At 63.2% G+C, this 23,887-nt stretch carries 23 protein-coding genes; 12 read left to right on the top strand and 11 right to left on the bottom strand.

Annotated features, from left to right (window positions below):
* Window positions 1–69: 69 nt before the first annotated feature.
* Window positions 70–510, top strand: a complete 441-nt coding sequence (azu, locus tag PG900_RS12760) for an azurin (protein ID WP_016351438.1) — start codon at window positions 70–72, stop codon at window positions 508–510.
* Window positions 511–701: 191 nt separating this feature from the next.
* Window positions 702–905 carry a hypothetical protein gene (locus PG900_RS12755; RefSeq protein ID WP_039213405.1) on the top strand — a complete coding sequence of 68 codons (204 nt, stop codon included), beginning with the start codon at window positions 702–704 and terminating at the stop codon, window positions 903–905.
* Window positions 906–930: 25 nt separating this feature from the next.
* Here the strand turns inward: PG900_RS12755 and PG900_RS12750 are convergent, their stop codons facing one another.
* Complete coding sequence (locus tag PG900_RS12750; protein ID WP_270673316.1) at window positions 931–1,488, bottom strand: HutD family protein; 558 nt, start codon at window positions 1,486–1,488, stop codon at window positions 931–933.
* A gap of 282 nt (window positions 1,489–1,770) precedes the next feature.
* On the opposite strand from PG900_RS12750, the gene PG900_RS12745 reads away from it, so the two are divergent.
* Both PG900_RS12745 and PG900_RS12740 read left to right on the top strand, forming a co-directional pair.
* Window positions 1,771–2,739: a nucleoside hydrolase gene (locus tag PG900_RS12745; protein WP_060390102.1), complete on the top strand. Its 969-nt coding sequence runs from the start codon at window positions 1,771–1,773 to the stop codon at window positions 2,737–2,739.
* 122 nt (window positions 2,740–2,861) lie between these two features.
* On the top strand, window positions 2,862–3,197 hold the full coding sequence (locus tag PG900_RS12740; protein ID WP_017410690.1) for a DUF3634 family protein: 336 nt from the start codon (window positions 2,862–2,864) through the stop codon (window positions 3,195–3,197).
* Window positions 3,198–3,259: 62 nt separating this feature from the next.
* Here the strand turns inward: PG900_RS12740 and PG900_RS12735 are convergent, their stop codons facing one another.
* Together PG900_RS12735 and PG900_RS12730 are read right to left on the bottom strand one after the other, a co-directional pair.
* Window positions 3,260–4,459 carry a c-type cytochrome gene (locus tag PG900_RS12735; RefSeq protein ID WP_042067417.1) on the bottom strand — a complete coding sequence of 400 codons (1,200 nt, stop codon included), beginning with the start codon at window positions 4,457–4,459 and terminating at the stop codon, window positions 3,260–3,262.
* Complete coding sequence (locus tag PG900_RS12730) at window positions 4,456–6,381, bottom strand: NAD(P)-binding protein (RefSeq protein ID WP_270831556.1); 1,926 nt, start codon at window positions 6,379–6,381, stop codon at window positions 4,456–4,458. The genes PG900_RS12735 and PG900_RS12730 overlap by 4 nt, the downstream gene beginning before the upstream one ends.
* A gap of 609 nt (window positions 6,382–6,990) precedes the next feature.
* Between PG900_RS12730 and cyoA the strand changes: the two genes are divergently transcribed.
* From cyoA to PG900_RS12700, 6 genes are all read left to right on the top strand, one after another.
* A complete protein-coding gene (cyoA, locus tag PG900_RS12725; protein WP_080761608.1) occupies window positions 6,991–8,061 on the top strand; it encodes a cytochrome o ubiquinol oxidase subunit II in 1,071 nt (356 codons plus the stop codon).
* A complete protein-coding gene (cyoB, locus tag PG900_RS12720; RefSeq protein ID WP_016351430.1) occupies window positions 8,061–10,037 on the top strand; it encodes a cytochrome o ubiquinol oxidase subunit I in 1,977 nt (658 codons plus the stop codon). Before cyoA ends, cyoB begins: the two co-directional genes overlap by 1 nt.
* A gap of 4 nt (window positions 10,038–10,041) precedes the next feature.
* A complete protein-coding gene (locus PG900_RS12715) occupies window positions 10,042–10,653 on the top strand; it encodes a cytochrome o ubiquinol oxidase subunit III (RefSeq protein ID WP_011706742.1) in 612 nt (203 codons plus the stop codon).
* Window positions 10,654–10,986 carry a cytochrome o ubiquinol oxidase subunit IV gene (locus PG900_RS12710; protein ID WP_011706741.1) on the top strand — a complete coding sequence of 111 codons (333 nt, stop codon included), beginning with the start codon at window positions 10,654–10,656 and terminating at the stop codon, window positions 10,984–10,986.
* An 11-nt stretch (window positions 10,987–10,997) separates the two neighbouring features.
* On the top strand, window positions 10,998–11,894 hold the full coding sequence (gene cyoE, locus PG900_RS12705; RefSeq protein ID WP_005302932.1) for a heme o synthase: 897 nt from the start codon (window positions 10,998–11,000) through the stop codon (window positions 11,892–11,894).
* Window positions 11,895–12,083: 189 nt separating this feature from the next.
* Window positions 12,084–13,445, top strand: a complete 1,362-nt coding sequence (locus PG900_RS12700) for an MFS transporter (protein WP_039213397.1) — start codon at window positions 12,084–12,086, stop codon at window positions 13,443–13,445.
* 73 nt (window positions 13,446–13,518) lie between these two features.
* On the opposite strand, the gene PG900_RS12695 is transcribed toward PG900_RS12700, so the two are convergent.
* The 6 genes from PG900_RS12695 to PG900_RS12670 all read right to left on the bottom strand — a co-directional run bounded on the left by PG900_RS12695 (window position 13,519) and on the right by PG900_RS12670 (window position 20,401).
* Window positions 13,519–15,201: an alpha/beta hydrolase gene (locus tag PG900_RS12695; RefSeq protein ID WP_270831555.1), complete on the bottom strand. Its 1,683-nt coding sequence runs from the start codon at window positions 15,199–15,201 to the stop codon at window positions 13,519–13,521.
* A 233-nt stretch (window positions 15,202–15,434) separates the two neighbouring features.
* The gene (tauD, locus tag PG900_RS12690) at window positions 15,435–16,289 is read right to left on the bottom strand and encodes a taurine dioxygenase (protein WP_203133382.1); all 855 of its coding nucleotides are present in this window, start codon (window positions 16,287–16,289) and stop codon (window positions 15,435–15,437) included.
* Entirely contained in the window at window positions 16,286–17,116 is an 831-nt protein-coding gene (gene tauC, locus PG900_RS12685) for a taurine ABC transporter permease TauC (protein WP_043158888.1), read from the bottom strand. Before tauC ends, tauD begins: the two co-directional genes overlap by 4 nt.
* Entirely contained in the window at window positions 17,113–17,880 is a 768-nt protein-coding gene (tauB, locus tag PG900_RS12680) for a taurine ABC transporter ATP-binding subunit (protein WP_203133383.1), read from the bottom strand. The genes tauC and tauB overlap by 4 nt, the downstream gene beginning before the upstream one ends.
* A 23-nt stretch (window positions 17,881–17,903) precedes the next feature.
* The gene (gene tauA / locus PG900_RS12675) at window positions 17,904–18,878 is read right to left on the bottom strand and encodes a taurine ABC transporter substrate-binding protein (protein WP_270831554.1); all 975 of its coding nucleotides are present in this window, start codon (window positions 18,876–18,878) and stop codon (window positions 17,904–17,906) included.
* A gap of 368 nt (window positions 18,879–19,246) precedes the next feature.
* Window positions 19,247–20,401: a YdcF family protein gene (locus PG900_RS12670; RefSeq protein ID WP_203133385.1), complete on the bottom strand. Its 1,155-nt coding sequence runs from the start codon at window positions 20,399–20,401 to the stop codon at window positions 19,247–19,249.
* A 480-nt stretch (window positions 20,402–20,881) separates the two neighbouring features.
* Here PG900_RS12670 and PG900_RS12665 point away from each other — a divergent pair, with 480 nt between their 5' ends.
* Together PG900_RS12665 and PG900_RS12660 are read left to right on the top strand one after the other, a co-directional pair.
* On the top strand, window positions 20,882–22,093 hold the full coding sequence (locus PG900_RS12665) for a NupC/NupG family nucleoside CNT transporter (protein WP_016351392.1): 1,212 nt from the start codon (window positions 20,882–20,884) through the stop codon (window positions 22,091–22,093).
* 181 nt (window positions 22,094–22,274) lie between these two features.
* The gene (locus PG900_RS12660) at window positions 22,275–22,718 is read left to right on the top strand and encodes an inhibitor of vertebrate lysozyme family protein (RefSeq protein WP_203133386.1); all 444 of its coding nucleotides are present in this window, start codon (window positions 22,275–22,277) and stop codon (window positions 22,716–22,718) included.
* A 69-nt stretch (window positions 22,719–22,787) separates the two neighbouring features.
* On the opposite strand, the gene PG900_RS12655 is transcribed toward PG900_RS12660, so the two are convergent.
* Both PG900_RS12655 and PG900_RS12650 read right to left on the bottom strand, forming a co-directional pair.
* Complete coding sequence (locus tag PG900_RS12655) at window positions 22,788–23,330, bottom strand: beta/gamma crystallin-related protein (protein ID WP_203133387.1); 543 nt, start codon at window positions 23,328–23,330, stop codon at window positions 22,788–22,790.
* Window positions 23,331–23,527: 197 nt separating this feature from the next.
* Complete coding sequence (locus tag PG900_RS12650; RefSeq protein WP_005302916.1) at window positions 23,528–23,770, bottom strand: DUF3297 family protein; 243 nt, start codon at window positions 23,768–23,770, stop codon at window positions 23,528–23,530.
* Window positions 23,771–23,887: the final 117 nt, after the last annotated feature.

The raw sequence follows: 23,887 nt of genomic DNA, 5'->3' as shown, positions 1-23,887 counted from the left end.
GTTTGCCAGCCATGGTGCGAGCCCGCAGGCAATTGTGTTGCCATCTATTGCCAGTCAAAGGAGAGGATGATGAAAAAGGCGATTACCCTGCTGTTTCTGAGCACCCTGGCGGCCCCGGCTCTGGCCGATGAGTGCGCGTTGGTCATCGAAGGCAATGATGCCATGCAGTACAACCTCAAGGAGATGAGCGTCCCGGCCACCTGCAAAGAGGTCACCGTGACCCTGAACCATACCGGCAAGATGCCGGTGACCGCCATGGGCCACAACTGGGCGCTGGCCAACACCGCCGACTATCAGGCCGTGGCCACTGCGGGCATGAGCGCCGGTGCCGACAACAACTACCTGCCCAAGGATGACCCGCGCGTACTGGCCCACACCAAACTGGTGGGCGGCGGCGAGAGCACCAGCGTCACCTTCAAGACCGACGGCCTGGCTGGCAAAGATCTCACCTTCTTCTGCTCCTTCCCCGGCCACTTCGCGATGATGAAGGGCACCTTCAAGGTCGGCTAAACACAGCTTGTCGACCCAGAAGCCGGGCACTGCCCGGCTTTTTTGTGGCCGCTTGCGGCGTCAGTTGGATGCCAGTGCGGGCGCTATGACGCGCCGTTCTATGATCCGGCGCCAAGTGAGCGGGGGAGTGAGAGGGTAAAATAGGCGCCTTTCGGGCCTGCTGGGCCCGCTCGAAAGGAACCAAGGTCGTCATGAAAGCCATGAAATGGATGATCAGCGGTTGCCTGCTGCTGGTATGCGCCATCGCGCTGGCAGCGGAGCCGCCGGTCAAGAAGAGCAGAAACGGCATCTGCCATCCCCAGGGCGGCACCTATTACAGCCGCACCAAGCACTACACCCCCTACGACTCCATGCAGGCCTGCCTCGACAGCGGCGGACGGGCACCCAAACGCTGACCGGTGTCAGGCCTGCTCCTGCCGCCTATTTGGGCTGCAGGGTAAAGAAGGCGATGGCGCTCTTCTTCTGGCAGTCGAAGTGGATGCTCTGCTCGCCGTTGATCAGCAGGGTCTCGTTGACCGCCATGGGGTGGCCCGCCGCCGTGAGCTGGCCGCTCAACAGATAACAGAGATAGGTCTTGTCCGCTTCCAGGGTGAGGGTGAGCGGGAAGGGCAGGTTGAGCACCCGCACGTTGGCGCTGAGGCGGGCCGGATCATAGATGAGCCCCAGATCCGTTACCTCTTTTTTCAGCAGTTCGCAGTGGGTGTCGTCATCCCCGCTGAAGTGGGCCGCCTCGAAGGTGGCGTAGGGGTGGCCGTTGAGCACGAAGCCGGCCCCGCTGATGGGCAGCAGGATGCGCTGATAGCCGGGAAATTTCGAGAAGGGGCCGGCCCCCTTGATGGGCGCCGAGCTCAGCCGGTAGGCAAAATCGAGCTTGTCGAGGCTGGCGCCGGCAGGGGAGATGAGGATCTGGGCTGTGGTGCCCTGCTTGTTCTTCCAGGGCATCTTCAGCTGGTCGGACTCTTTTATCAGGGTGATCAATGGCGCCTCGGCAGGTGGTGAGCGGGGTGAATCGTGTGGCCAGTGATACCACCCCGCCCGCCGCTCCACAAGGCTGCGGCACTCACCGGCCATCCACTTGCCCACTATTTCGCCGGCACCACCCGCTTCGCCCCTCTTTGCCTCCTGCCGCGTCGTCATCCCTGTATGAAATGCCGCCACTTGGGCAAGGCGGACAAGGGCAAAGCCTCAGGCTGTGATCCCGGCGCTGTTAAAGCGGCGGCGGCTCGCTACACTGGCTGCTCTGTTGCCCAAGGAGGCCCCATGACTCACAAGATCATTCTGGATACCGATCCCGGTATCGATGACGCCATGGCAATTCTGTTTGCCGAAGCCCACCCCGCCATCGAGCTGCTCGCCATCACCACCGTATTTGGCAATGCCACCATCGAGAACGGTACCCACAACGCCCTCTGGCTCAAGCAGCAATACGGCATGAAGGCGGACGTGGCACAGGGGGCGGCCGCCCCGCTGCGGCGTGAGCCGGTGGGCCCGACCACCGTGGTGCACGGGCCGAGCGGATTTGGTGACGTGACGGCGGGGGAGGTGACCCTGGCGCCGGATCCACGGCCGGCTTGGCAGTATATCGTCGAGGCGGTGAAGGCCGCCCCCGGCGAGATCACCCTGGTCACCATAGGTCCGCTCACCAACCTGGCGCTGGCGCTGCAAGAGGCCCCTGAGATCACCGGCCTGGTGAAGCAGGTGGTGGTGATGGGGGGCGCCTTTGGCGTCAACGGCCATCGCGGCAACGTGACTCCCTATGCCGAGGCCAACATCCACGACGATCCGGATGCTGCCGATCGGGTATTCACCGCCGACTGGCCGGTGGTGATCATCGGGCTGGACGTGACCCAGCAGAGCTTCTTCAGCAGTGCCTATCTGGATGCGCTGCGCGACGACGCGGGTGAGCCGGGGCGTTTCTTGTGGGATGTCAGCCGCTTCTATCTGCGTTTCTACTCGGAGCGGATCGGGCTCGACGGCTGCCACGTGCACGACCCGTCTGCCATCGCCTACGTGATCGATCCGACCCTGTTTACTCTGCGCGAGGGGCCGGTGCGGGTCATCAACGAGGGGCCCGCCATCGGTCACACCCTGCAGAAATTTGACGGCAAGTCCCACCCCCACGACGGCTGGGCCGATTATCGTGCCCAGCAGGTCGGGGTGGCGGTGCGGGATCAGGCGCTGCTGGCGCTCTATCGGGAGACGCTGGTGGCCTGGGGCCGCAGCCGCTAGGGGCGCTTGGCGAGCAGGGTGGCCTGCGGCCGGGATTGAGGCGCGGCTGTGATCCGCGCCAAACAATCGGGGGTCAGTTGCGGCTTACACTGTCCGCAACCGTGTGAAGAAGGAGAAACAGGATGGCCTGGTTGTCGTTGCTGGTGGCGATCGCCCTCATCTGGTGGTTGATGAAGCTGGGGCGTGGCGCCCTGTTCGAGATCCGGCTTGCGCCCGGCAAGGTGCAGGTCAAGCGGGGCAAGGTGTCGCCGGCGTTCATCGAGCAGGCCAGGCAGATCCTGCGCCACGAGACGGTGCGTGGGCGCATCCTGGGTCAGCGCGATGGTGATGGGGTCAAGCTGGTCTTCTCCCGCTCCATCCCCGAGCCGGTGGCTCAGCGCTTTCGCAATATCTTCCCCTATGGCGATTATCGGTTGGGGGCGGTGCCGCTCTCCGGCTCCAAACCGCGCAAGGGGTGAGTCGTCACTCACATAGCAAACGGGCCTCCACTGGAGGCCCGTTTCGTTATGGTCGGCGCGAGTTATTGGTGCAGGGCGCGCTGGGCCTTGACCGTCTCCGGCTTGATGGCCACCCCTTCATTGCCCCAGGAGGCGCGCAAGGTGTTGACCAGCTCGGCGATCTGCTGATCGTTGAGGGTCCAGCCATAGCCCGGCATGTGGTAGCCGATGTTGCCCTGGGTGACCGGGGTCTCGGCGCCGTGCAGCAGCACGTTGAGCAGGCTGCTCGGGTCCTCGGCCAGCACGGTCTGGTTGCCCACCAGCGAGGGGATGACGTGGTCATTGCCCTGACCGTTGACCCCGTGGCAGGTGGAACAGTACATGGCGTAGTCCGCCTTGCCGCCGGCGCTGGCGTAGGCCCGGTTGCCCTTGCTGGCCGCCGCGTCGCCGCCGAGTTCGGTCAGGTAGGTGGCGATGCTGGCCAGATCCGCGTCGCTGAAGTACTGGCTGCTGTGCGTGATCACTTCCGCCATGGGGCCGCTGACGGCCTGATGCTGGCTGCGGCCGGTTTTCAGCAGGTCGATCAGCGCCTGCTTGTCGTAGCGGGTGCCGCGAATGTTGGGGGCATACCAGCCATCCAGGGTGGCGCCGCTCAGATAGAGGGGATCCGCCTCGGTCAGGGCTTTTTCCTGCATGCCGAGCCCGCGCGGGGTGTGGCAGCTGCCGCAGTGGCCCGCCCCCTGCACCAGATAGGCGCCGCGATTCCACTCCTCGCTCTTGCCGGCCACCGGGGTAAAGCGACTGTCATCGTGATAGACCCAGTTCCAGCCGTTGAGCGGCCAGCGCATGTTGAGCGGCCAGGGGATGTCGCTCTCCTTGTTGGCAACAGCCTGCGGCTGCACATCCTGCATCAGGTAGTGGTAGAGGGCGGTGAGATCCTCATCGCTCATCTTGGCGTAGGCGGTGTAGGGCATGGCCGGGTAGAGGGGATCGCCGCTGCGGGTGATCCCTTCGCGCATCACCTTGATGAACTCGGGCAGGCTGTAGTTGCCGATGCCGTGAGTCTTGTCGGGGGTGATGTTGGTGGCGTAGACGGTGCCGATGGGGGTGGGGAAGCCCTTGCCGCCCGCCAGCGGCTTGCTCGCCTCGCTGGTGTGGCAGGCGGCGCAGTCCCCCAGCTTGGCCACGTATTCGCCGGCCGACATGGCAGGCGCGGCCTGCAGGGTGAAGGCGGGCAGGGCCAGCAGCACGGCGCTGGCTGTCAGGGTCAGGGAACGGATCATTTGGCACCTCCCTTGTGCATGGCAACCAGCTCGTTGACGGCGCGCCAGGCCTGATCGATGGCGGAGTGGGCGTAGGGGCTCCAGTCAGAGTCGGAGTTGGCGATGGTGATGTTGCCGACCGGCTGGCGGCCCAGCTCGATCCACTTGTCGCACTGCTCCTCGTCATCGAACAGGGTGTTGGTGATGTAGGAGTAGCCGTGGGACCAGCGGTTGACCGTGATGGCGAGGATATCCTGCTCATGGTTGAAACCGGCGCCGCCCAGCATCCCCTGCAACTGTTCGCGGATCATCTGCTCGTGCTGCTCGAACGGCATGCCGAGGATCATGGCGCGCCCCTTGCGGGACTGTTCGCGGGCCGAGAGGCCGCTGCCAGGCAAGGTCGGCACGTAGACCATGTGCAGGCACATGGGCTGCTCCGGGTTCTTGGGATGCTCGTAGCCGCCGAGGTTGACCGGGTAGTCGAGCTTGACCCGGCTGTAGGGGGCGGCCGGGGAGTAGACTTCGTGCACCCCCAGCTTGACGAAGGACTGCCAGTTCTTGATCACCACCTTGGTGTAGACCAGCGGCGCCTTGACGTTCTGGCGCAGCGCCTCCTTCTGGGGCTCAGCCATCTCGGGCACCATGTAGGGGATCATCATGTTGTAGCCGGCCATGATGGACTGCCTGGCCCGCACCCGGTGCAGTTTCCCCTCCTTGATGTAAGTGACGTCCACTCCCTGTTTGCCATCTTTGAGCGGCACGTTTTTGGCCTGCAGCGCCGTGCTGCCAAGGCGCAGCTGCACCTTGTGCTCGGGCAGGTCGAGCTTGCTGTAGTCAAACTTGGCCAGCACCACGTCCTGCATGGTGTGGCCGGGGGCCACCTGCGGGATCAGCTTGCGCACCATCAAGCGGGTCAGGCCGGCGTTGCCGTCCGGGAAGTGGAAGATGTAGGGATCGTCCAGCTCCGCCTGCTCCTCTGCATCGAGCGGGGTCAGGTTCATGCCACCGAAACCGGGCAGGGCGCACAGGCGTGCATCGGCGCAGGCGGTGGCGTCGATGCCGACCGCCTGGAAATCGTTGGTGCGTTGCTGGAAGTAGGTGATGGCCCGCTCGCTCAGGCCCACCTTGTCGCGCAGGAAGGTGGTGTAGCTGTTGCGGGTCATCCAGAGGTCTTTTTCCGCCTGGGTCATGCCGCTCAGGTAGTCGGTCTTCTCCTCGTGCAGCGCCAGCAGGGCTGCCTTGTCGCTCTCATCAAGCGGGAAGTCACCGATAAACTCTGCCAGCGGCCGGCCGTTCAGGCGATCGCGCGGGATGTCGTCGGCCACGTTGTGGCCCGGGTCGCCGCTCACCACCTTGTTGACGCCAAAGTGCTTCTCGTCGAAGTAGACGCCGCGGCTCAGGCCCAGATCCGGGTAGAAGGTCTGCTGGAAGCCTTTGGCCAGCTCGTCGATGTTGACTTCGAGCGCCTTGAGCAGCCCCAGCGCCACCGGGCTGTAGACAGAGCGCGGTGATTGCAGGGATTCGCTGCCGCCGTAACCCAGCCGCAGGCCGTCGGGGGTGGTGAACTCGTTGCGCTTGGCGTGGCCGCCGAAGTCGTCGTGGTTGTCGAGCAGCAGGATCTTTTTGTCCGCGCCAAGCAGTTGCTGATAGAAGCAGGCGGCCGCCAGGCCGCTGATGCCGGCGCCGACGATCACCAGATCGTATTCGCCCTCGAGGGGAATGTTGGCAAAGTCATACTGTTTGCCGTCGCGGGCGATGCTGTGGGCCGGTTCGAAGGAGCCCGGGTGGTTGCCGCGCAGCCCGGTGAGGGCGGGCGGGTAGACCAGCGTTTTTTCAGCCAGTGCCGTGCCGCCTTCGGCCGCTTGCAGCAGCTTGATGGGGGCAACCCCGGCCGCAATGGTGATGGCGACGCCGTTGAGAAAGTCTCTGCGTGTGATGCTCATGGCAATCCCTGTGTATGAAGAGTCGAGTGAGAAATGGGATAAGGTTGAATTCGTGACTGGCGAGTAACGAAGGGGCGCAACCTACCGCCATATCCGGATGGAGTCCATGGGTTTGATAATAACTTATTAAACAAAATGATGGACCCTGTGATCGGCCAGGTCGCATGAGACGTATGTGGTGTGCATGTTTGCGGGTAAAGCCGCACCAACCTCATGGAATTAATTGAAATTTAATTTGATTAATTATGGTTAATTTCGAGTCCCATAATTGTTCTGCCCTGAGGGACCAAATGCGCACGGATTTCAGCCCGGGATTTGGCCGGCTAGCCACAAAGGGGTGTCATTTGTCCTTGTTAAGTAAAGGGTTAAATCACTGGGTGTCTGTTTAATAAACAGATACAGGGTGAAATGGCACCAGCTGGCGATGAAAGGGGGTCGAGGTGGTTTTGATAATTTTCATGACGTCAAGGCATTAACATGCAACACACAGAAATCGCAATCCACACACAAGTGAAAGATTAATTTTTCATGTTGTTCACATCCCCCCCGGGTGAAATAGAATGCTGCGTTTTTCTTACAACTTTAGCCCTGCGAAGATGAGGACATTGCATGAGACCTTTTGATGTAAAGAGGGGCTTGGGCGCTTTGCTGTTGCTCGCGACTGCCGGCTTGCTGAGCGGCTGCGACATGGCTCTGATGAGCCCCAAGGGACAAGTTGGTCTGGAGCAGAAGTCACTGATACTGACCGCACTCGGCTTGATGCTGATTGTGGTGGTGCCGGTGATTGTGATGGCGGTGGCGTTCGCTTACAAATACCGAGCGTCCAACACCAAGGCCACCTATGCACCGGACTGGGCCCACTCCAACAAGATTGAAGCGGTCGTCTGGACCGTACCCGTCATCATTATCGCCATCCTGGCGGTGATCACCTGGAAAACCTCCCATTCTCTGGATCCCTACAAACCGTTGGAATCCGAGGTGAAACCGATCCAGGTCGATGTCATCTCCCTTGACTGGAAATGGTTGTTTGTCTATCCGGAACTGGGCATCGCCTCGGTCAACGAGCTGGCATTCCCGGTCAACACCCCGGTCAATTTCCGGGTGACGTCTGACACCGTGATGAACTCCTTCTTCATTCCCCAGCTGGGTGGCCAGATCTACGCCATGGCGGGCATGCAGACCAAACTGCACCTGATCGCCAACGAGGCAGGCCAGTACAAGGGCATCTCGGGTGGCTACAGCGGCGCCGGTTTCTCAGGCATGAAGTTCAACGCCATCGCGACGCAGGATCAAGCCGGTTTCGACGCCTGGGTTGCCAAGGTGAAGGCCTCCTCCAAGGCGCTCAACACCATGGATGAGTTCAATGCCTTGGCCAAGAAGAGCGAAAACCACCCGGTGGAGTATTTCGCCAGCGCCGATCCCAAGCTGTTCGTCAACATCATCAACAAGTTCATGGGCGACATGAAGCACGGCGAGCACGCCGCCATGCAACACGGCGAAAAGCAGGCCGCGATGTCCCATGACGAGTCCATGAGCCACGAGGGGATGGAGCATGATGCCTCCATGAACCACGCAGGCATGGAGCACGGCGACGCCATGCACCATGAGGCCCAGGGCGAGCAGATGGACCACGCCGGCCACATGCCGGCCGACAAGACTGTGAAAGCGGGTACTAACTGATGTTTGGAAAATTAACACTCGACGCTATTCCGTACCATGAACCCATCATCATGGTCACGATAGCCGGTATCATTCTGGGGGGCCTGGCCGTCGCCGGGCTCATCACCTATTTCGGCAAGTGGCAATATCTGTGGAAAGAGTGGCTCACCTCGGTGGACCACAAACGCCTCGGTATCATGTATCTCATCCTCGGCATGGTCATGCTGCTGCGCGGCTTTGCCGATGCGGTGATGATGCGTACCCAGCAGGTCATGGCCTCGGCCGGTGGCGAGGGCATACTGCCACCGCACCACTACGACCAGATCTTCACCGCCCACGGCGTCATCATGATCTTCTTCGTGGCCATGCCGCTGGTGATCGGTCTGATGAACATCGTGGTGCCGCTGCAGATCGGTGCCCGTGACGTCGCCTTCCCCTTCCTGAACAACCTGAGCTTCTGGTTCACCGCCGCGGCCGTGGTGCTGATCAACGTCTCCCTCGGGGTCGGTGAATTCGCCCAGACCGGCTGGCTGGCCTATCCGCCCTTGTCGGGGCTGGAGTTCAGTCCGGGAGTCGGGGTCGATTACTGGATCTGGAGTCTGCAGATCTCGGGTCTGGGGACCCTGCTGACCGGCGTGAACTTCTTCGCCACCATCATCAAGATGCGCGCCCCTGGCATGACCATGATGCGCCTGCCGGTGTTCACCTGGACCGCCCTGTGCGCCAACGTGCTGATCATCGCCTCCTTCCCGATCCTGACCGTCACCATCGCCCTGCTCACCGCAGACCGCTACCTGGGTACCCATTTCTTTACCAATGACATGGGTGGCAACATGATGATGTACATCAACCTGATCTGGGCCTGGGGTCACCCCGAGGTGTACATCCTGGTACTGCCGGTGTTCGGGATCTTCTCCGAAGTGGTGGCCACCTTCTGTAAGAAGAAGCTGTTCGGTTACACCTCGCTGGTGTGGGCGACCATCGCCATTACCGTGCTCTCCTTCATCGTCTGGCTGCACCACTTCTTTACCATGGGGTCGGGCGCCAACGTGAATGCCTTCTTTGGCATCACCACCATGATCATCTCCATCCCGACCGGGGTGAAGATCTTCAACTGGCTGTTCACCATGTACCGCGGTCGCATCGAGTTCACCTCGCCCATGCTGTGGACCGTCGGTTTCATCATCACCTTCACCGTGGGTGGCATGACCGGGGTACTGCTCTCCGTGCCGGCCGCCAACTTCGTGCTGCACAACAGCCTGTTCCTGATCGCCCACTTCCACAACGTCATCATTGGCGGCGTGGTGTTCGGCTGCTTCGCCGGTATCACCTACTGGTTCCCGAAAGCGTTCGGCTTCAAGCTGGATGACGTCTGGGGCAAGCGTGCCTTCTGGTGCTGGATCACCGGCTTCTTCGTCGCCTTCATGCCGCTCTACGTACTGGGCTTCATGGGCATGACCCGTCGCGTCAGCCAGAACATCGATCCCGAGTTCCACGGCTGGCTGGTGGTGGCTGCCTGCGGCGCCGGCCTTATCGCGCTGGGCGTACTATGCCAGGTGATCCAGATCGTGGTCAGCATCCGCGACCGCGAGAAGAACCGCGACCTGACCGGCGATCCCTGGGGCGGTCGTACCCTGGAGTGGTCCACTTCCTCGCCACCCCCCTTCTACAACTTCGCCATTGAGCCGAAGATCAAGGGGCTGGATGCGTTCTGGGAAGCCAAGCAGGACGGTTCCGCTTATCAGCAGCCCAAGCACTATGACCCGATCCACATGCCGAAAAACTCCGGTGCCGGCGTCATCATCGCCGCCTTCAGCGTGGTGTTCGGCTTTGCCATGATCTGGCACATCTGGTGGATGGCCATCGCCGGCTTCGTCGGCATGATCGCCACCTGGATCATCCACAGCTTCAACGACGACGTGGATTACTACGTGCAGGTTGACGAGATCGAGCGGATCGAGCGTCAGCATTTTGAAAATATCAACAAGGTGGCTTAATTCCATGGCGACTGACGTTCTACATCACACCCAGGGTGCCCATGAGGATGGGCACCACGATGCCGGTGCCAACAAGGTATTCGGCTTCTGGATCTACCTGATGAGTGACTGCATCCTGTTCGCGACCCTGTTCGCGACCTATGCGGTCCTGGTCAACGGCACTGCCGGCGGCCCGAGCGGCAAGGACATCTTCGAACTGCCGTTCGTGTTTGCCGAAACCATGCTGCTGCTGCTGAGCTCCATCACCTTCGGCTTCGGCATGCTGGCCATGAACAAGAACAAGGTCGCGGCGGTCAACACCTGGCTGTTCATCACCTTCCTGTTCGGCGCCGGCTTCATCGCGATGGAGATCTATGAATTCCATCACCTGATTGCCGAGGGCTACGGTCCGGATCGCAGTGGCTTCCTCTCCGCCTTCTTCACCCTGGTGGGCACCCACGGTATCCACGTGACCAGCGGTCTTATCTGGATCATCGTGATGATGGTGCTGGTCGCCAAGAAGGGGCTGACCGATCGCAACCGTACCCGTCTGATGTGCCTGAGCCTGTTCTGGCACTTCCTCGACGTGGTGTGGATCTGCGTCTTCACCGTGGTCTATCTGATGGGGGTCATGTAAATGAGCAATCATACCGTTGACAATCACGGCGCCAGCCACGGCAGCGCCAAGAGCTACCTGATCGGCTTCGTGCTGTCCCTGATCCTGACCGCCGTGCCGTTCTGGATGGTGATGGACGGCTCCGCCTCCCACACCACCGTGCTGGCCACCGTGGTCGGCATGGCGGTGGTGCAGATCTTCGTGCACCTGGTCTACTTCCTGCACATGAACACCTCGTCCGAGGAGCGCTGGAACCTGGTGGCACTGATCTTTACCGTGCTCATCATCGCCATCGTGGTCGTGGGTTCCCTGTGGATCATGTACAACCTCAACATCAACATGATGGTTCACTGAGCAGGTTGGCAATGATGATGAAGCAATACCTGCAAGTGACCAAGCCGGGCATCATCTTCGGTAACCTCATCTCGGTTATCGGAGGATTCCTGCTGGCCTCCAAGGGGAGCCTGGATGTGCCCCTGTTCATTCTGACCATGGCTGGTGTATCACTGGTGGTCGCCTCCGGTTGCGTGTTCAACAACTACATCGACCGGGACATCGACTGCATCATGGAGCGCACCAAGAACCGTGCTCTGGTGAAGGGTCTGATCGCTCCCGGCGTATCGCTCTGGTACGCCACCGCGCTCGGCATTGCGGGCATTGCACTGCTCTACTTTGCGGCCAATCCGTTGGCCGCCTTGCTGGCGGTGCTGGGCTTCATTGTCTATGTGGGGGTCTACAGCCTCTACATGAAGCGTCACTCGGTCTACGGCACCCTGGTCGGCAGCCTTTCCGGTGCCGCGCCGCCAGTCATCGGCTACTGCGCGGTGAGCGGTCAGTTCGACTCTGGCGCCTTGATCCTGCTGGCGATCTTCAGCCTGTGGCAGATGCCGCACTCCTATGCGATCGCCATCTTCCGCTTCAAGGATTACCAGGCGGCCAACATCCCGGTACTGCCGGTGGTGAAGGGGATCCCGGTGGCCAAGCTCCACATCACCCTCTACATCCTGGCCTTCATGGTGCCGACCCTGATGCTGTTCCTCGGCGGTTACGCCGGTTACAAGTATCTGGTGGTGGCCACCGCGGTCAGCGTCTGGTGGCTGGGGATGGCGCTGTCTGGCTACAAGGCGGCGGTGGATGACTCCCTCTGGGCGCGCAAGCTGTTCATGTTCTCCATCGTCACCATCACCTGCCTGAGCGTGATGATGTCGGTGGACTTCCAGCCGGAGGCCGAGCCTGCGGTGCTGGTGAGCATGCTGCCCTAAGGTGCATACCTGTCATGCTCCGTGTTGTGATGCGACGCGGGAAAATCAGTAGAATCCAGAGCCGGGAACCTTCCCGGCTCTGTTATTATGGGGCCGCCCCGTCGGGCACTTTTCCCCTCTGTCGGGTGTGGCATGGCATCTGTCGGCCACCCCTTGAGTCTTCCTTTTCCCTGACCTATCGAGGCCATCATGAATGATTTCACCATGACGAGGGGCGAGCGCCGTGCCACCTGGGCGCTCGGCTCCGTCTTCTCGCTGCGCATGCTCGGCATGTTTATGGTGCTGCCGGTGCTGACCACCTACGGCATGTCGCTGGCCGGCGCCTCCGAGGCGCTGATCGGCCTAGCCATCGGCATCTATGGCATGACCCAGGCGCTGTTCCAGATCCCGTTCGGCCTGCTCTCCGACAAGGTGGGCCGCAAGCCCCTCATCGTCGGCGGCCTGCTGATGTTTGCCCTTGGCAGCGTGATCGCGGCGCTGACCCACTCCATCTGGGGCGTGATCCTTGGCCGTGCCCTGCAGGGCAGCGGTGCCATCTCGGCCGCCGTGATGGCACTCTTGTCGGATCTCACCCGCGAGCAGAACCGCACCAAGGCGATGGCCTTCATCGGGGTGAGCTTTGGCATCACCTTCGCCATCGCCATGGTGACCGGCCCTCTCATCACCCATGCGCTGGGGCTCTCCGGCCTGTTCTGGCTGATCGCCCTGCTGGCGCTGGGGGGCATCGCCGTCACCCTGTGGCTGGTGCCGACTCCGAGCGGCCATTTGCTCAATCGCGAGTCCGGCATGGTGAAGGGGGGAATGCGCACCGTGCTGACCAACCCGCGCCTGCTCAAGCTCAACTTCGGCATCCTCTGCGTGCACACCCTGCTGATGTCGAGCTTCGTGGCGCTGCCGCCGCTGCTGGAGCGTGCCGGCTTGCCCCGCGACAGCCAGTGGCAGGCCTATCTGGTCACCATGCTGATCGCGTTCGTCAGCGTGGTGCCGTTCATCATCTATGCCGAGAAGCGCAGAAAGATGAAGCGGGTGTTCCAGATCTGCGTGCTGGTGATGCTCATCGCCGAGCTGGTGCTCTGGCAAAGCGGGTTGCAGCTGTGGGGCCTGCTCGCCGGGCTGCAGATCTTCTTCATCGGTTTCAACGTGATGGAGGCGCTGCTGCCATCCCTCATCAGCAAGGAGTCCCCCCCCGGCTACAAGGGCACCGCCATGGGGATCTACTCCACCAGCCAGTTCATCGGGGTGGCCATCGGCGGCAGCCTCGGTGGCCTGCTCTACAGCCTGGGCGGCGGCGCTCTGGTGTTTGGCGGCTGCGCCGTGCTGGCGCTCGTCTGGCTCGGGGTCAGCCTGACCATGGCCGAGCCCCCCTATGTGAGCAGCCTGCGCATCGTGTTGCCGGAAGGAGTGGCGGCCGACGCGGCGCTCGAGCAGAAGATCCGCGCCTGCGCGGGGGTGAGCGACGTGCTGCTGGCCGCTGCGGAGCGCTCCGTCTATGTGAAGGTGGACAGCAAGCGCCTGAGCCGGCGCGATCTGGAGTCGCTGGTCGCCGCCTGAGGACGCTTGCCTGCATGAAAAAGCCCGCCAATTCGGCGGGCTTTTTATTGGGAGGTGCTCAGTATGACAGGGCTCAGTCGGCCAGGCAGCGCTGCTCGGCGGGCAGGCTCGCGCCATCCCCCAACAGCAGGGTGCTGAGGGCCGCCTGGGCGCAGCGGGAGCTGTTGAGCTGGCCATGCCGGTTGCTCTGCTCTACCTGCACCAGGCGGGCGGCGCTGCCAAAGGCGGCCTGCATCTGGCGGGCACCGGCGAAGGGGGTATTGGGATCGTACTCGGCGCCGAGCACCAGGGCCCTGGCATCATCCGGCAGCTTTATCTCGCCGGCGCCGTAGCTGGCGATGGGCTGGCGCGGATAGGGCCAGTCGGCGCAGGTGTTGAAGCTGTTGGCCAGCAGCAGGGCGCCGGCCCCCTGGAAGGCGGCATCTTCCGGGTCCAGCATTTGCCAGCCATAGGGCTCGCTGTTGTCGGTACAGTGGATGGCGCTGAAGAAGGGCATCTCCAACAGCGCCGGATAGGGTTTTTCGTCGGCCTGCTCCTTGGCGAGGCGGGCCAGCAGGGGGCCGGCATCGTCCTGCTGCCAGAAGACGAGCTGATCGTCGCGCTGGCTGCCGCTGATGGCATCGCTCAGCACCGCCACCCAGCTGGCGCGGTCGAGCACATTGCCCTGGTTGTCCACATAGCGGCCGTTGTCGCGAACCTGGCGGGTCACCGCCATGCTGCGCTGCAGCGCCTGATCCCCGAAGCGCCAGGCCAGTATGCGATTGGCATTTTCGGCATCGCCATGGAGGATGGCCGGGTAGCGGCTCTCGGCGGGGGACATCGGTGAGTCGACTACCAGATTGGCCACGTGGCTCGGGTAGCGGGCGGCATAGAGGGCAGCCAGGCGTGTGCCGTAGGAGAAGGTGATGGGGGTGATCCGCTCGCGCCCCAGGTGCTGGCGCAGGCGCTCCATGTCCTCGACCACGGCCCGCGAGCCCAGGTGCGGCGCATGCAGCCGCAGCGGCTCGTCGCAGCGCGCCAAGAGGGCCGTGCTGAAGGCCTTGCCCTGATCCGCCCCGCTCTGGAGCGCCGGCAGGGCGCCCTTGTCCCGGCTGGCGAACAGTTGGGCGAGCTGCGCCGGGCTCATGTCCGGCCGCACGCCTTGCTTGTCGGTCAGCAGACAGCTGCGCAGTTCGTGGCCGAGGGCGCTGTAACCGGCCCCGCGGGGATCCAGGGTGACGATGTCGTAGTGCTCAAGGATGGCGGGGTTGGCGCTGCGCAGCAGGTCGAGTAGGAGGCCGAGATCCGGGGTGGCCGAGGTGGGGCCGCCTGGGTTGTAGAACAGGGTGCCGCGATAGTCGCCGCTGGCGCGATAGTGCAGATAGAAGATATCCAGGGTGTCGCCCTTGACCGTGCGGGTCTCCTGTTTGACATGGGGTCGGACGGGTTTGTCCGACCAGGAGGAGAAGCGGGGGCTGTTGTCGGCGAAGAGGGAACTGTCGGCGCGTGCAGCGGATCGCTTTTCCCACTTGGTCTCCTTGATCTGGACCCACTCCTTGTCGTAATCGAGCGGCACCGTCAGGTAGTGGCAACTGACCTGACTGGCGGGAATGGCGATGCCGTCCTCCTGCCAGCCCTGGCGCAGCTGTTGGCAGACCTGACCGGCGTCATAGCCGGCGCGAATATGGCGGGCCTGGAAGGGCTCTTCTTTCTTTTCCAGATTGCAGCCTGCCAGCAATGCCGGTGCCAGCAGGGTCATGAGCAGCGTGTATTTCATTGTCTATTTCCATTTATCTAGCCTGAACCCCGAAATAGTACGGGGACGGGCCGACCGGATGGCAGCCGGAAGTTGTATGGAAATATTGCAAGGTGTGTCGATTTACATATTTCTGGTGATATTTGATGGTCTCATTGATCTATTTGAAAATAATGACTGGCAACGCGCACCGTTATTTTATGCGGGATCAATAACGGCGGCGCAACCGGTCGGCGCAGGGGCAGGTCCTGGCGTTACGCGGGCACGTGCCAGAACGGCTTGTCCCCCAGCACGGTGGCCCTGTGCATCACCCGCCGGGCGGGCAGATAGTCGGCGTTGGCGTAATGGTGGGTGACCCGGTTGTCCCAGATGGCGATGTCGTGCTCCCGCCAGCGCCAGCGCACCTGATACTCGGGCTTGGTGACATGGCGAAACAGGAAGGCGAGCAGCGCCTCGCTCTCTTGTGCCGGCAAGTCGGGCAGGCGGGTGGTGAAGCCTTCATTGACGAACAGCGCCTGCCGGCCGCTCAAGGGGTGGGTACGGATGACAGGGTGGCGCAGCGGCGGGTGACGGGCCGCCGCCTCCTGCCAGCGCTGGTACTCGGCCGGGCTGGCGTTGTGGCGATGGGCCGGGAACGACTTGGTGAAGTCGTGTTCGGCTTCCAGCCCCGTCAGCAACTGCTGCAGACGGGGGGAGAGCCCCTCGAAGGCGGCGATGCCGCTGGCCCACAGGGTATCGCCCCCCACCGGCGGCAGCTGCTTGGCGGCCAGAATGGCCAGGGCCGGTGGCGTCTCGATGAAGGTGACGTCGGTGTGCCAGTTGTCGTTGTCCGGCGGGTTGTCGTCGTGGGTGTCGAGCACGATGATCTCCTCGGCCTCCGGCGCGTGGGGATAGACAGGGTGAATGTGCAGATCGCCGAAGCGGTTGGCCAGCGCCCGCTGCTGGCGGGGGGTGATGGGCTGCTCCCGAAAGAACAGCACCTGATGGGTCAGCAGTGCCTGCTGCAACTGCGCGAACTGGCCCTCATCGAGCGGCACGGCCAGGCTGATGCCGCTGATCTCGGCGCCGATGTGGGGGCCAAGGGGGGTGATTTGCAGGGAATTGCTCATAGTCCTTCTCCATGCCACGGCGTCAGGCGACGCTGCAGCGCACGTAAACCAAGTTCCAGAGTGAAGGCGATCAGGGCGATCACCAGAATGCCCGCCAGCACCACGTCGGTGGCGAGAAACTCGCCGGCGGCTTGTACCATGAAGCCCACGCCACGGGTGGCGGCGATGAGCTCGGCCGCCACCAGGGTGGACCAGCCGACCCCGAGCCCGATGCGCAGCCCGGTGAGAATGTCCGGCAGGGCGCCGGGCACGATGACGTACCACAGCACCTGCCAGCGGTTGGCACCGAGAGCCCGGGCGGCCCGCAGTCGCACCTGCTTGGCGCCCTGCACCCCGGCCAGGGTGGCCATGGCGACCGGCGCGAAGATGGCCAGATAGATGAGCAGCACCTTCGATGTTTCGCCGATGCCAAACCAGATCACCATGAGTGGCAGATAGGCAAGGGGCGGCACCGGCCGGTACAGCTCGATCAGCGGGTCGAGCATGCCGCGCAGGGTGGGGCTGAGCCCCATGGCGAGGCCCACCGTCACGCCGCACAGGGTAGCGGCTGCGAGGGCGATGAGGATGCGCTGCAAACTGGCGGCGAGGTGCTGCCAGAGGGTGGCGTCCATGAAGCCCTGCGGCCCGGCGAGGGTGGCAAATTGCTGCAGCACCTGGGCGGGAGGGGGCAGAAACAGCGGGCTTATCAGCCCGAGCCTGGCCACCAGCCACCAGAGCGCCAGGAGGGCACAGAGGGTCAGCAGGCTCACCCCAAGCCGGCGTGGCAGCGGCCAGCGCAGGCGTATCCGGCGGGCCGGGTCGAGCGGGCGGGAGAGGGTGAGGCTCATGCAAACACCTCCCGCTCGGCAAAGACCCGCTCCAGCACATACTCGCGCCGCGCGATGAAGGCGGGATCCGACTTGATGCTGCGGCAGGGCTCGCCGGCGGCGAAGCGGCGGCCGAAGTCCAGGGTCAGCCGCTCCATGACTCGCCCCGGCGCCGGGGAGAGCAGCACCAGCTCGGTGGCCATGAACACCGCCTCCTCGATGTCGTGGGTGATGAGCAGCACCTGCCGGCGCTGCTCGTGCCACAGGCGCAGCAGCAGGGTCTGCATCTGCTCGCGGGTAAAGGCGTCGAGGGCGCCGAAGGGCTCGTCGAGCAGCAGCAGTTGCGGCTGGGTGGCCAGCGCCCGGGCGATGCCGACCCGCTGGCGTTGACCGCCGGAGAGCTGCCAGACCGGCTTGGCGTGGGCCTCTTCCAGCCCCACCTTGCGCAGCATGGCCAGCGCGCTGGCCTCGCGTTCGTGGCGCGGCACGCCGGCCAGCTGCAGGCCGAAGGCAACGTTGTCCAGCACGTTGCGCCAGGGCAGCAGGCCATCGTGCTGAAACACTACCCCCCGCTCTGCGCCGGGGCCACTCACCGGCCGCCCCTGCAGAGTGATGGTGCCTTGCTGGGCGCTCTGAAAACCGGCGATGAGGTTGAGCAAGGTGGTCTTGCCGCAGCCGGAGGGGCCGAGCACCACCATCAGCTCGCCCGCATCCAGGGTCAGGTTGATGTTGTCTAGGACTCTGCGCCCGGCGTAATCGGCACAAAGGTGAGTGAGCTGCAGCATGCATGCCTCCTTGTGATGCGGGGTCAGCGGGCGTGAGCCTTGACGAAGCGGTCGGTCACGTAGGCGCGATAATCGCTGCCGGCGCTCTGTACCTTGCCTTGCTCCTTGAGAAAGCGGCTGGTGTCCACCAGGGTCTGGTTCACCAGCTCACCGAGCTCGGCGCCCTGCTGGCTGGCGCTCAGGTAGGCGTTGCCCCTGACCTGCGCGGGCACGTCGCTGGCCGGCACACCGCTCAGTTTGGCCAGCTTGGCGAGGTTGTCCGGCTTGGTCAGCCAGCCGTCGGGGTTGGCCAGGTAGTCGCGCTGGGCCGCCAGGGTGCTGTCGACGAAGGCCTGCACCAGCTCGGGATGGGCCTTGGCGAACTCCTTGCGCACCACCCAGACATCCAGGGTGGGGGCTCCCCACTCGCCCACCTGGGCCGAGTCGGTCAGTACCTTGCCGCCCTTGGTCAGCTCGTTGAGGGCTGGCGCCCAGACATAGGCGCCATCGATGTCACCCCGCTGCCAGGCGGCGATGATGGCCGGCGGCTGCAGATTGACGATCTGCAGGCTGGCCGGATCCACTCCCCAGTGCCGCAGCGCGGCCAGCAGGCTGTAGTGGGTGGTGGAGGTAAAAGGCACGGCGATGCGCTTGCCGCTGAGCGCCGTGGCGGAGGTGAGCTCGGGCTTGACCACCAGCGCCTCCGAGTTGCCGAGCTTGGAGGCGAGCAGGAACACCTCGATGGGCACCTGCTGGTTGGCGGCCACCGCCAGCGGGCTGGAGCCGATGTTGCCGATCTGCACGTCGCCGGAGGCGAGCGCCCGCACCACGCTGGCGCCACTGTCAAACTTGAGCCACTTCACCGTGGCGCCGCTGGTGCGGGCAAAGGTGTCGTCGGCCTGGGCGACTTTGGCCGGTTCGGCAGATGTCTGGTAGGCCACCGTGACTTCCACGGCCTTGGCTTGCAGGCTGAGCAGGGCGAGCGCCGCCAGCCAGAGGGAATGTCCTTTTCCTGTCATGATATTGCTCCATCGGGGGAATGAAGCGGCAGTTTTCCCATTTATCGGGGCGCTGAGGAAAGACCGAAAATATATGGCTGATGAGATATGGTTCTTAGAAAAAGAACGGCAACCCAATCCGTTTATTTATATATCTCAATATGGCAAGTCGATATTTGAAGGTTGGCAATAGGTGCCGAGAAAACGGCTTGAAATATCGGCAAACCTATTCGGATATGGCAATTCTTGCCCATTTATTGAATGTCGAACCGGTTTGTTGGGCGGATAAAATAAAACCCGCCGGTTGGGCGGGTTGGTTGGGGGCAGGTGACGCCGGTACTGCAAGACGCGTGCTGGCAACGGGCCGGGCGAGCACGGCCCGCCCGGACTCAACGCTCCAGCAGGGGGGCGGAGCGGTAGCTCCAGAGTCCGTAGGTGCGCAGGGCATCGCGGTAGATGCCGAGCAGCTCGCTGTCGCTCACCTTGGCAAGCTCGGAGAGCGGCTTGTCGGGGTAGCTGACGCTGTCTATCCGGATCCCGGCCGGCCCGCTCTGCCAGCAGGCGATCTCCAGCAGGGTCTGGCCCCGGCGCACATGGCTGGCGGAGCTCACCAGGGTGGCGTACTCGATCTGGTGGCGGGCGAGGGCATAGCCGCTGTAGAGGGCGTTCTCCACCGTGCTGGTGGCGTAGTTCTCCTCGATGATGCGGGAGCGATCGATCCCCTTTTTCACCAGCCAGTCGGCCATCAGCTTGCCCTCGGTCTGACGGTGCTGGGGCACGCCGCCGGTCAGGATGATGAGGGCCGCCGGGTTGGCCTTGGCCAGCGCTCGGGTGGTTTCCAGCCGGCCCAGCAGGATGTCGTGCATGGAGCCGTCGGGATTGAGGGCATAACCCAGGGTGACGATGGCCCGGTTGCCCGGCTTGGGTGAGCGCTCCCCCTGCTCCTTGAGTGGGGTGGCGACGACGCGATCGACCGTATCGAAGATGCGCTGCAGATCGGCGGCCCGGCCGGGATTGAGGGTCGCCAGCTTGCTCTGATACCCCTTGGCGGCAGCCTCGTTGTGCTTGAAGGTCTGCCAGGTGGCGAGGTAGCTCAGCAGGTCGATGTCATCGGGCGCGGTGCTGAGGGCCTGCTCGAACAGGCCGATGGCCTTGTCCACGTTGCCGTTGTAGATCTGGGCGTTGGCCGCCGAGATGAGCAGGTCGGTGCGATAGGGCTCGAGCTGGTAGGCCTGCAGCAGCAGCTCGGTCACCTGCTCCATGTTGCTCGGCATCTTGGCGGTAAAGCCGGCGGTGGAGATGCGGGCGGGGGATTTGAAGATCTGCCAGGCATCCGCCAGCAGCTGATCCACCACCTGGCGCTTGCTGATGTACTGGTCGTAATTCTGCTCCTTTTGCAGGGAGCGTACCGGGGCAGCCCAGGCTGCAGAAGGGAGCACGGCAGGTAGTGTCAGCAGGCCGGCCAGCGTCAGGGCAATCGCGGTTCTTTTCATCATGATGGCGTTCCACCGAAGGTTGATGGCACCAGGCCATTCCAGGACCATGGGGCTTTTTCAATAAAAACATAAACTTGGTGATTGGTCAGTGTACCGCGTCGTGGCGTGAAAAAACGTGAACCGCTTCGGTTATCCGGGGAAGGGGGGCTCCTGCCCTATTCGGGGGGAGCGAAATGTGCTTTCCCTGTGGGTTTGCTCAGTTGTGGCGCAATCCTGCCGCGTTTTGGGTAAAGCTCAGCGCTGCCGTGAAAAAGTTGGCGGGGCCAATCGTTTTACCGCTTTTTCTGTGACGGCGATCACTGTACCATCGCCGCCCGACCTGCCACCCGGCCGCAGCTTCCCTGCGACGGCGCTGGCGTCACCCGATACTCGCCGTCACCCGGAACGTGAATGACCCCAGGATGGGACCCGCCACTAACCTGTAGGTTTGTGGTCTGCGTGTCGCGGGGTCGGCACCTCTCCCGCCCGCTCCCTGCGATGCCTGTCTGCAGACTTGCCGTATGAAACTTCTCTCTTCATAGGTGCAAGATGACGCTGTTATTGAGTCTGGTCGGTATGCTGGCCCTGATGTTTATCGCCTGGCTGGCCAGTGAAAACCGCCGTGCCATCCGCTGGCGGACCGTGCTGGGTGCCCTCGCCCTGCAAACCGGCTTTGCCGCCCTGGTGCTCTACTTCCCCCCCGGTCAAATCATGCTCGGCGCCATGAGCAACGGCGTCTCGGCTCTGCTCGGCTTTGCCGACAGCGGCATCCGCTTCGTGTTTGGCGATCTGGCCAGCAACGGCTTCATCTTCGCCGTGCGGGTGCTGCCGCTGGTGATCTTCATCAGCGCGCTGATCGCGGTGCTCTATCACTTCGGCATCATGCAGTGGGTGATCAGGGTGTTGGGGGGCGGCATTCACCGCCTGCTCGGCACCAGCCGCGCTGAATCCCTGGTGGCCACCGGCAACATCTTCCTCTCCCAGGGTGAATCGCCGCTGCTGATCCGCCCCTTCCTGGCGGGCATGACCCGCTCCGAGCTGTTTGCGGTGATGACCTGCGGCATGGCCTCGGTGGCGGGTTCGGTGCTCGGTGGTTACGCCGGACTGGGTGTGGATCTGAAATACCTGATCGCTGCCTCCTTCATGGCGGCGCCGGGTGGCCTCTTGATGGCGAAACTCTTGGTGCCGGAGCAGCAGCAGGTGCGCGAGCAGGCCGAGATCACCCTCGACAAGAGCGATTACAGCAACGCCATCGACGCGCTGGCGGGCGGCGCCATGAGCGGCATGAAGATCGCGGTAGCCATCGGCACCATCCTGCTGGCCTTTGTCAGCGTCATCACCATGATCAACGCTGGTCTCACCACGGTGGGCGAGTGGTTCGGATGGGCCGATCTCTCCCTGCAGCAGCTGCTGGGTTATCTGTTTGCCCCGGTGGCCTGGCTCATCGGCGTGCCGGCCAGCGAGATGATGGCGGCAGGATCACTCATCGGCCAGAAGGTGATCATGAACGAGTTCGTCGCCTACCTGGACTTTGCCAACATCAAGCAGGATCTCAGCGCCCACACCCAGATCATCATCACCTTCGCCCTCTGTGGTTTTGCCAACCTGGGCTCCATTGCGGTGCAGCTTGGCTCCATCGGCACCATGGCGCCGGAGCGCCGGCACGACGTGGCGAGCCTCGGCTTCAAGGCGGTGCTGGCGGCGACTCTGGCCAACCTGATGAGCGCCACCCTGGCGGGGCTGTTCGCCTCCCTCGGCTAATCGACCCTTGCCCCATGCACACCCCGTCTCGCCACTGGCGTGGCGGGGTGTCGTCCATCTGGCGCCAGCCACTGACGCCTCGGCACGGCATGGGCTCGACAGGGGCGGACACAGGCGGTAGCGTGATGGCGCGCGGCCAGCCCGCGCCCGTTCAGGCATTCATATAACAAGGAATCACATCATGACCCGTTTCTCTCGCGCATTGGCGCTCTCCCTGCTGCTGGTCGGCGCCGCGCCGGCGTTTGCCGCCGCTATCTATACCTCGGATCTGCTGCTGTCGGCGGATTTCAAGGCCCCCTGGGCCAAGGCGACCCAGGGCATCAAGAACCTGCCCAAGTGGGTGCGCAGCGGCAATGGCACCAGCTCCCCGCTCGAAGCCGTGGCCGGCACCCCGTATCAGAGCGGTTCGGTCTGCAAGCCCCACGACTGCGCCAGCCACTACATGCAACTGCTGGTGGATACCAAGGCCAAGCGGGTGTGGGGCGTGCTGATCGACCTGCCAGATAGCGATGCTGCCCGCGAAACCCCGTCCAAGTTCGCCCGCTACACCTGGCTCGGCCAGCCGGACAAGGGGATGCAGGCCGCCCTGATGAAGCAGGTTGAGGCCGACCCCAACTGGCAGTAAGCATCGAAAAGCAAAAACCTCTGCCTGGGCAGAGGTTTTTTTATGGCGAAGAGGTGATGGGGCAGGGCGCTAGCGGCTCAGGATCCGCACCGAGCGGATGCGATTGTTGAAGTCGGTCGCCTCCTGCTCGCCGCCCTTGCGGGTGTAGTAGCCACCGCGAAAGTCGGTCTCCTCGAAAAAGCGCACCACCCAGCCAGCCGGCACGGTGAAGGAGGAGATGCGGTTGGCAAAGCCGTAGCGACCGAGATCCGCAATATCCCGGTCGATGCGCAGGGAGTCGCCGCTCTGATGGGCACCGTCAAACACCAGCAGAGTGCTGGCGTCGTCCCCTTCGTCCAATCGGGTTGTCAGGCAGCTCGCCTTGGCCGGTTCGCAAAACAGGCTGTTGTTGCTTTGGCCCTGCTGGCAGCGGCGGCTCACCTTCTGGCGCGCCAGCCACTCGCTGCGCCCTGCATCGGCATAGACGCTGTTGAAGGGGGTCAGGGTACAGATGTGGATACGCCCGCCACCCTGACTCTGACCGTTCACCACGATCTGGGGATTGATAAGGATATCGGCGCGGGCCGCTGTGCTCAGGGTCAACAGCGCCAGCAGGGCAAACAGCTTGTTCATGGATGAGATCTTGCCAGTTCAAGGGGCGGCAAGGATTGCCGAGACGCAGCCCAGATGCAAGAGAGAGCGGCGCCCGCTGCGACACTCCTTGCCCGCCATCGATGCAAAGATGCAGGGCCCAAAGCAGAACACCGGCGCAAGGCCGGTGTTCTAAACAGCATGGCGGCGGGCCCGGCGGGGCGCGCGGTCAGGGCGGCTTAGGCGTAGAAGGCCTCGACGGTGCCCTTGACGGTGATCAGCATGGGGTTGCCATAGCGATCCTTGGCCTTGGGGGAGGGGATCTTCACCCAACCTTCGCTGATGCAGTACTCCTCGACATTGGTGCGCTCCTTGCCGTTCACGCGAATGCCGATCTCGTGCTGGAAGCACTCCGCCACGTGGTGCGGGCTGCGCGGGTTGGCCGCCAGGCGGTCGGGCAGGGCAGGTTTGTTGTCGCTCATTTTATTTACCTGAGTGTGATAAAAAGTGGGTCATTGTAGGCAATGCCCGTCATGGGCTCAAGGCTGGTGGTGAGCCATGCTGTGTGCATAGTCTTGCTGAGGCTATAGACATAAACC

Origin of the sequence: Aeromonas sp. QDB03 (assembly GCF_027707985.1) — a bacterium.
Classification (GTDB): domain Bacteria; phylum Pseudomonadota; class Gammaproteobacteria; order Enterobacterales; family Aeromonadaceae; genus Aeromonas; species Aeromonas hydrophila.
Note: the sequence above shows the minus strand (reverse complement) of the source record. Positions and strands in the feature narration are given on the sequence as shown.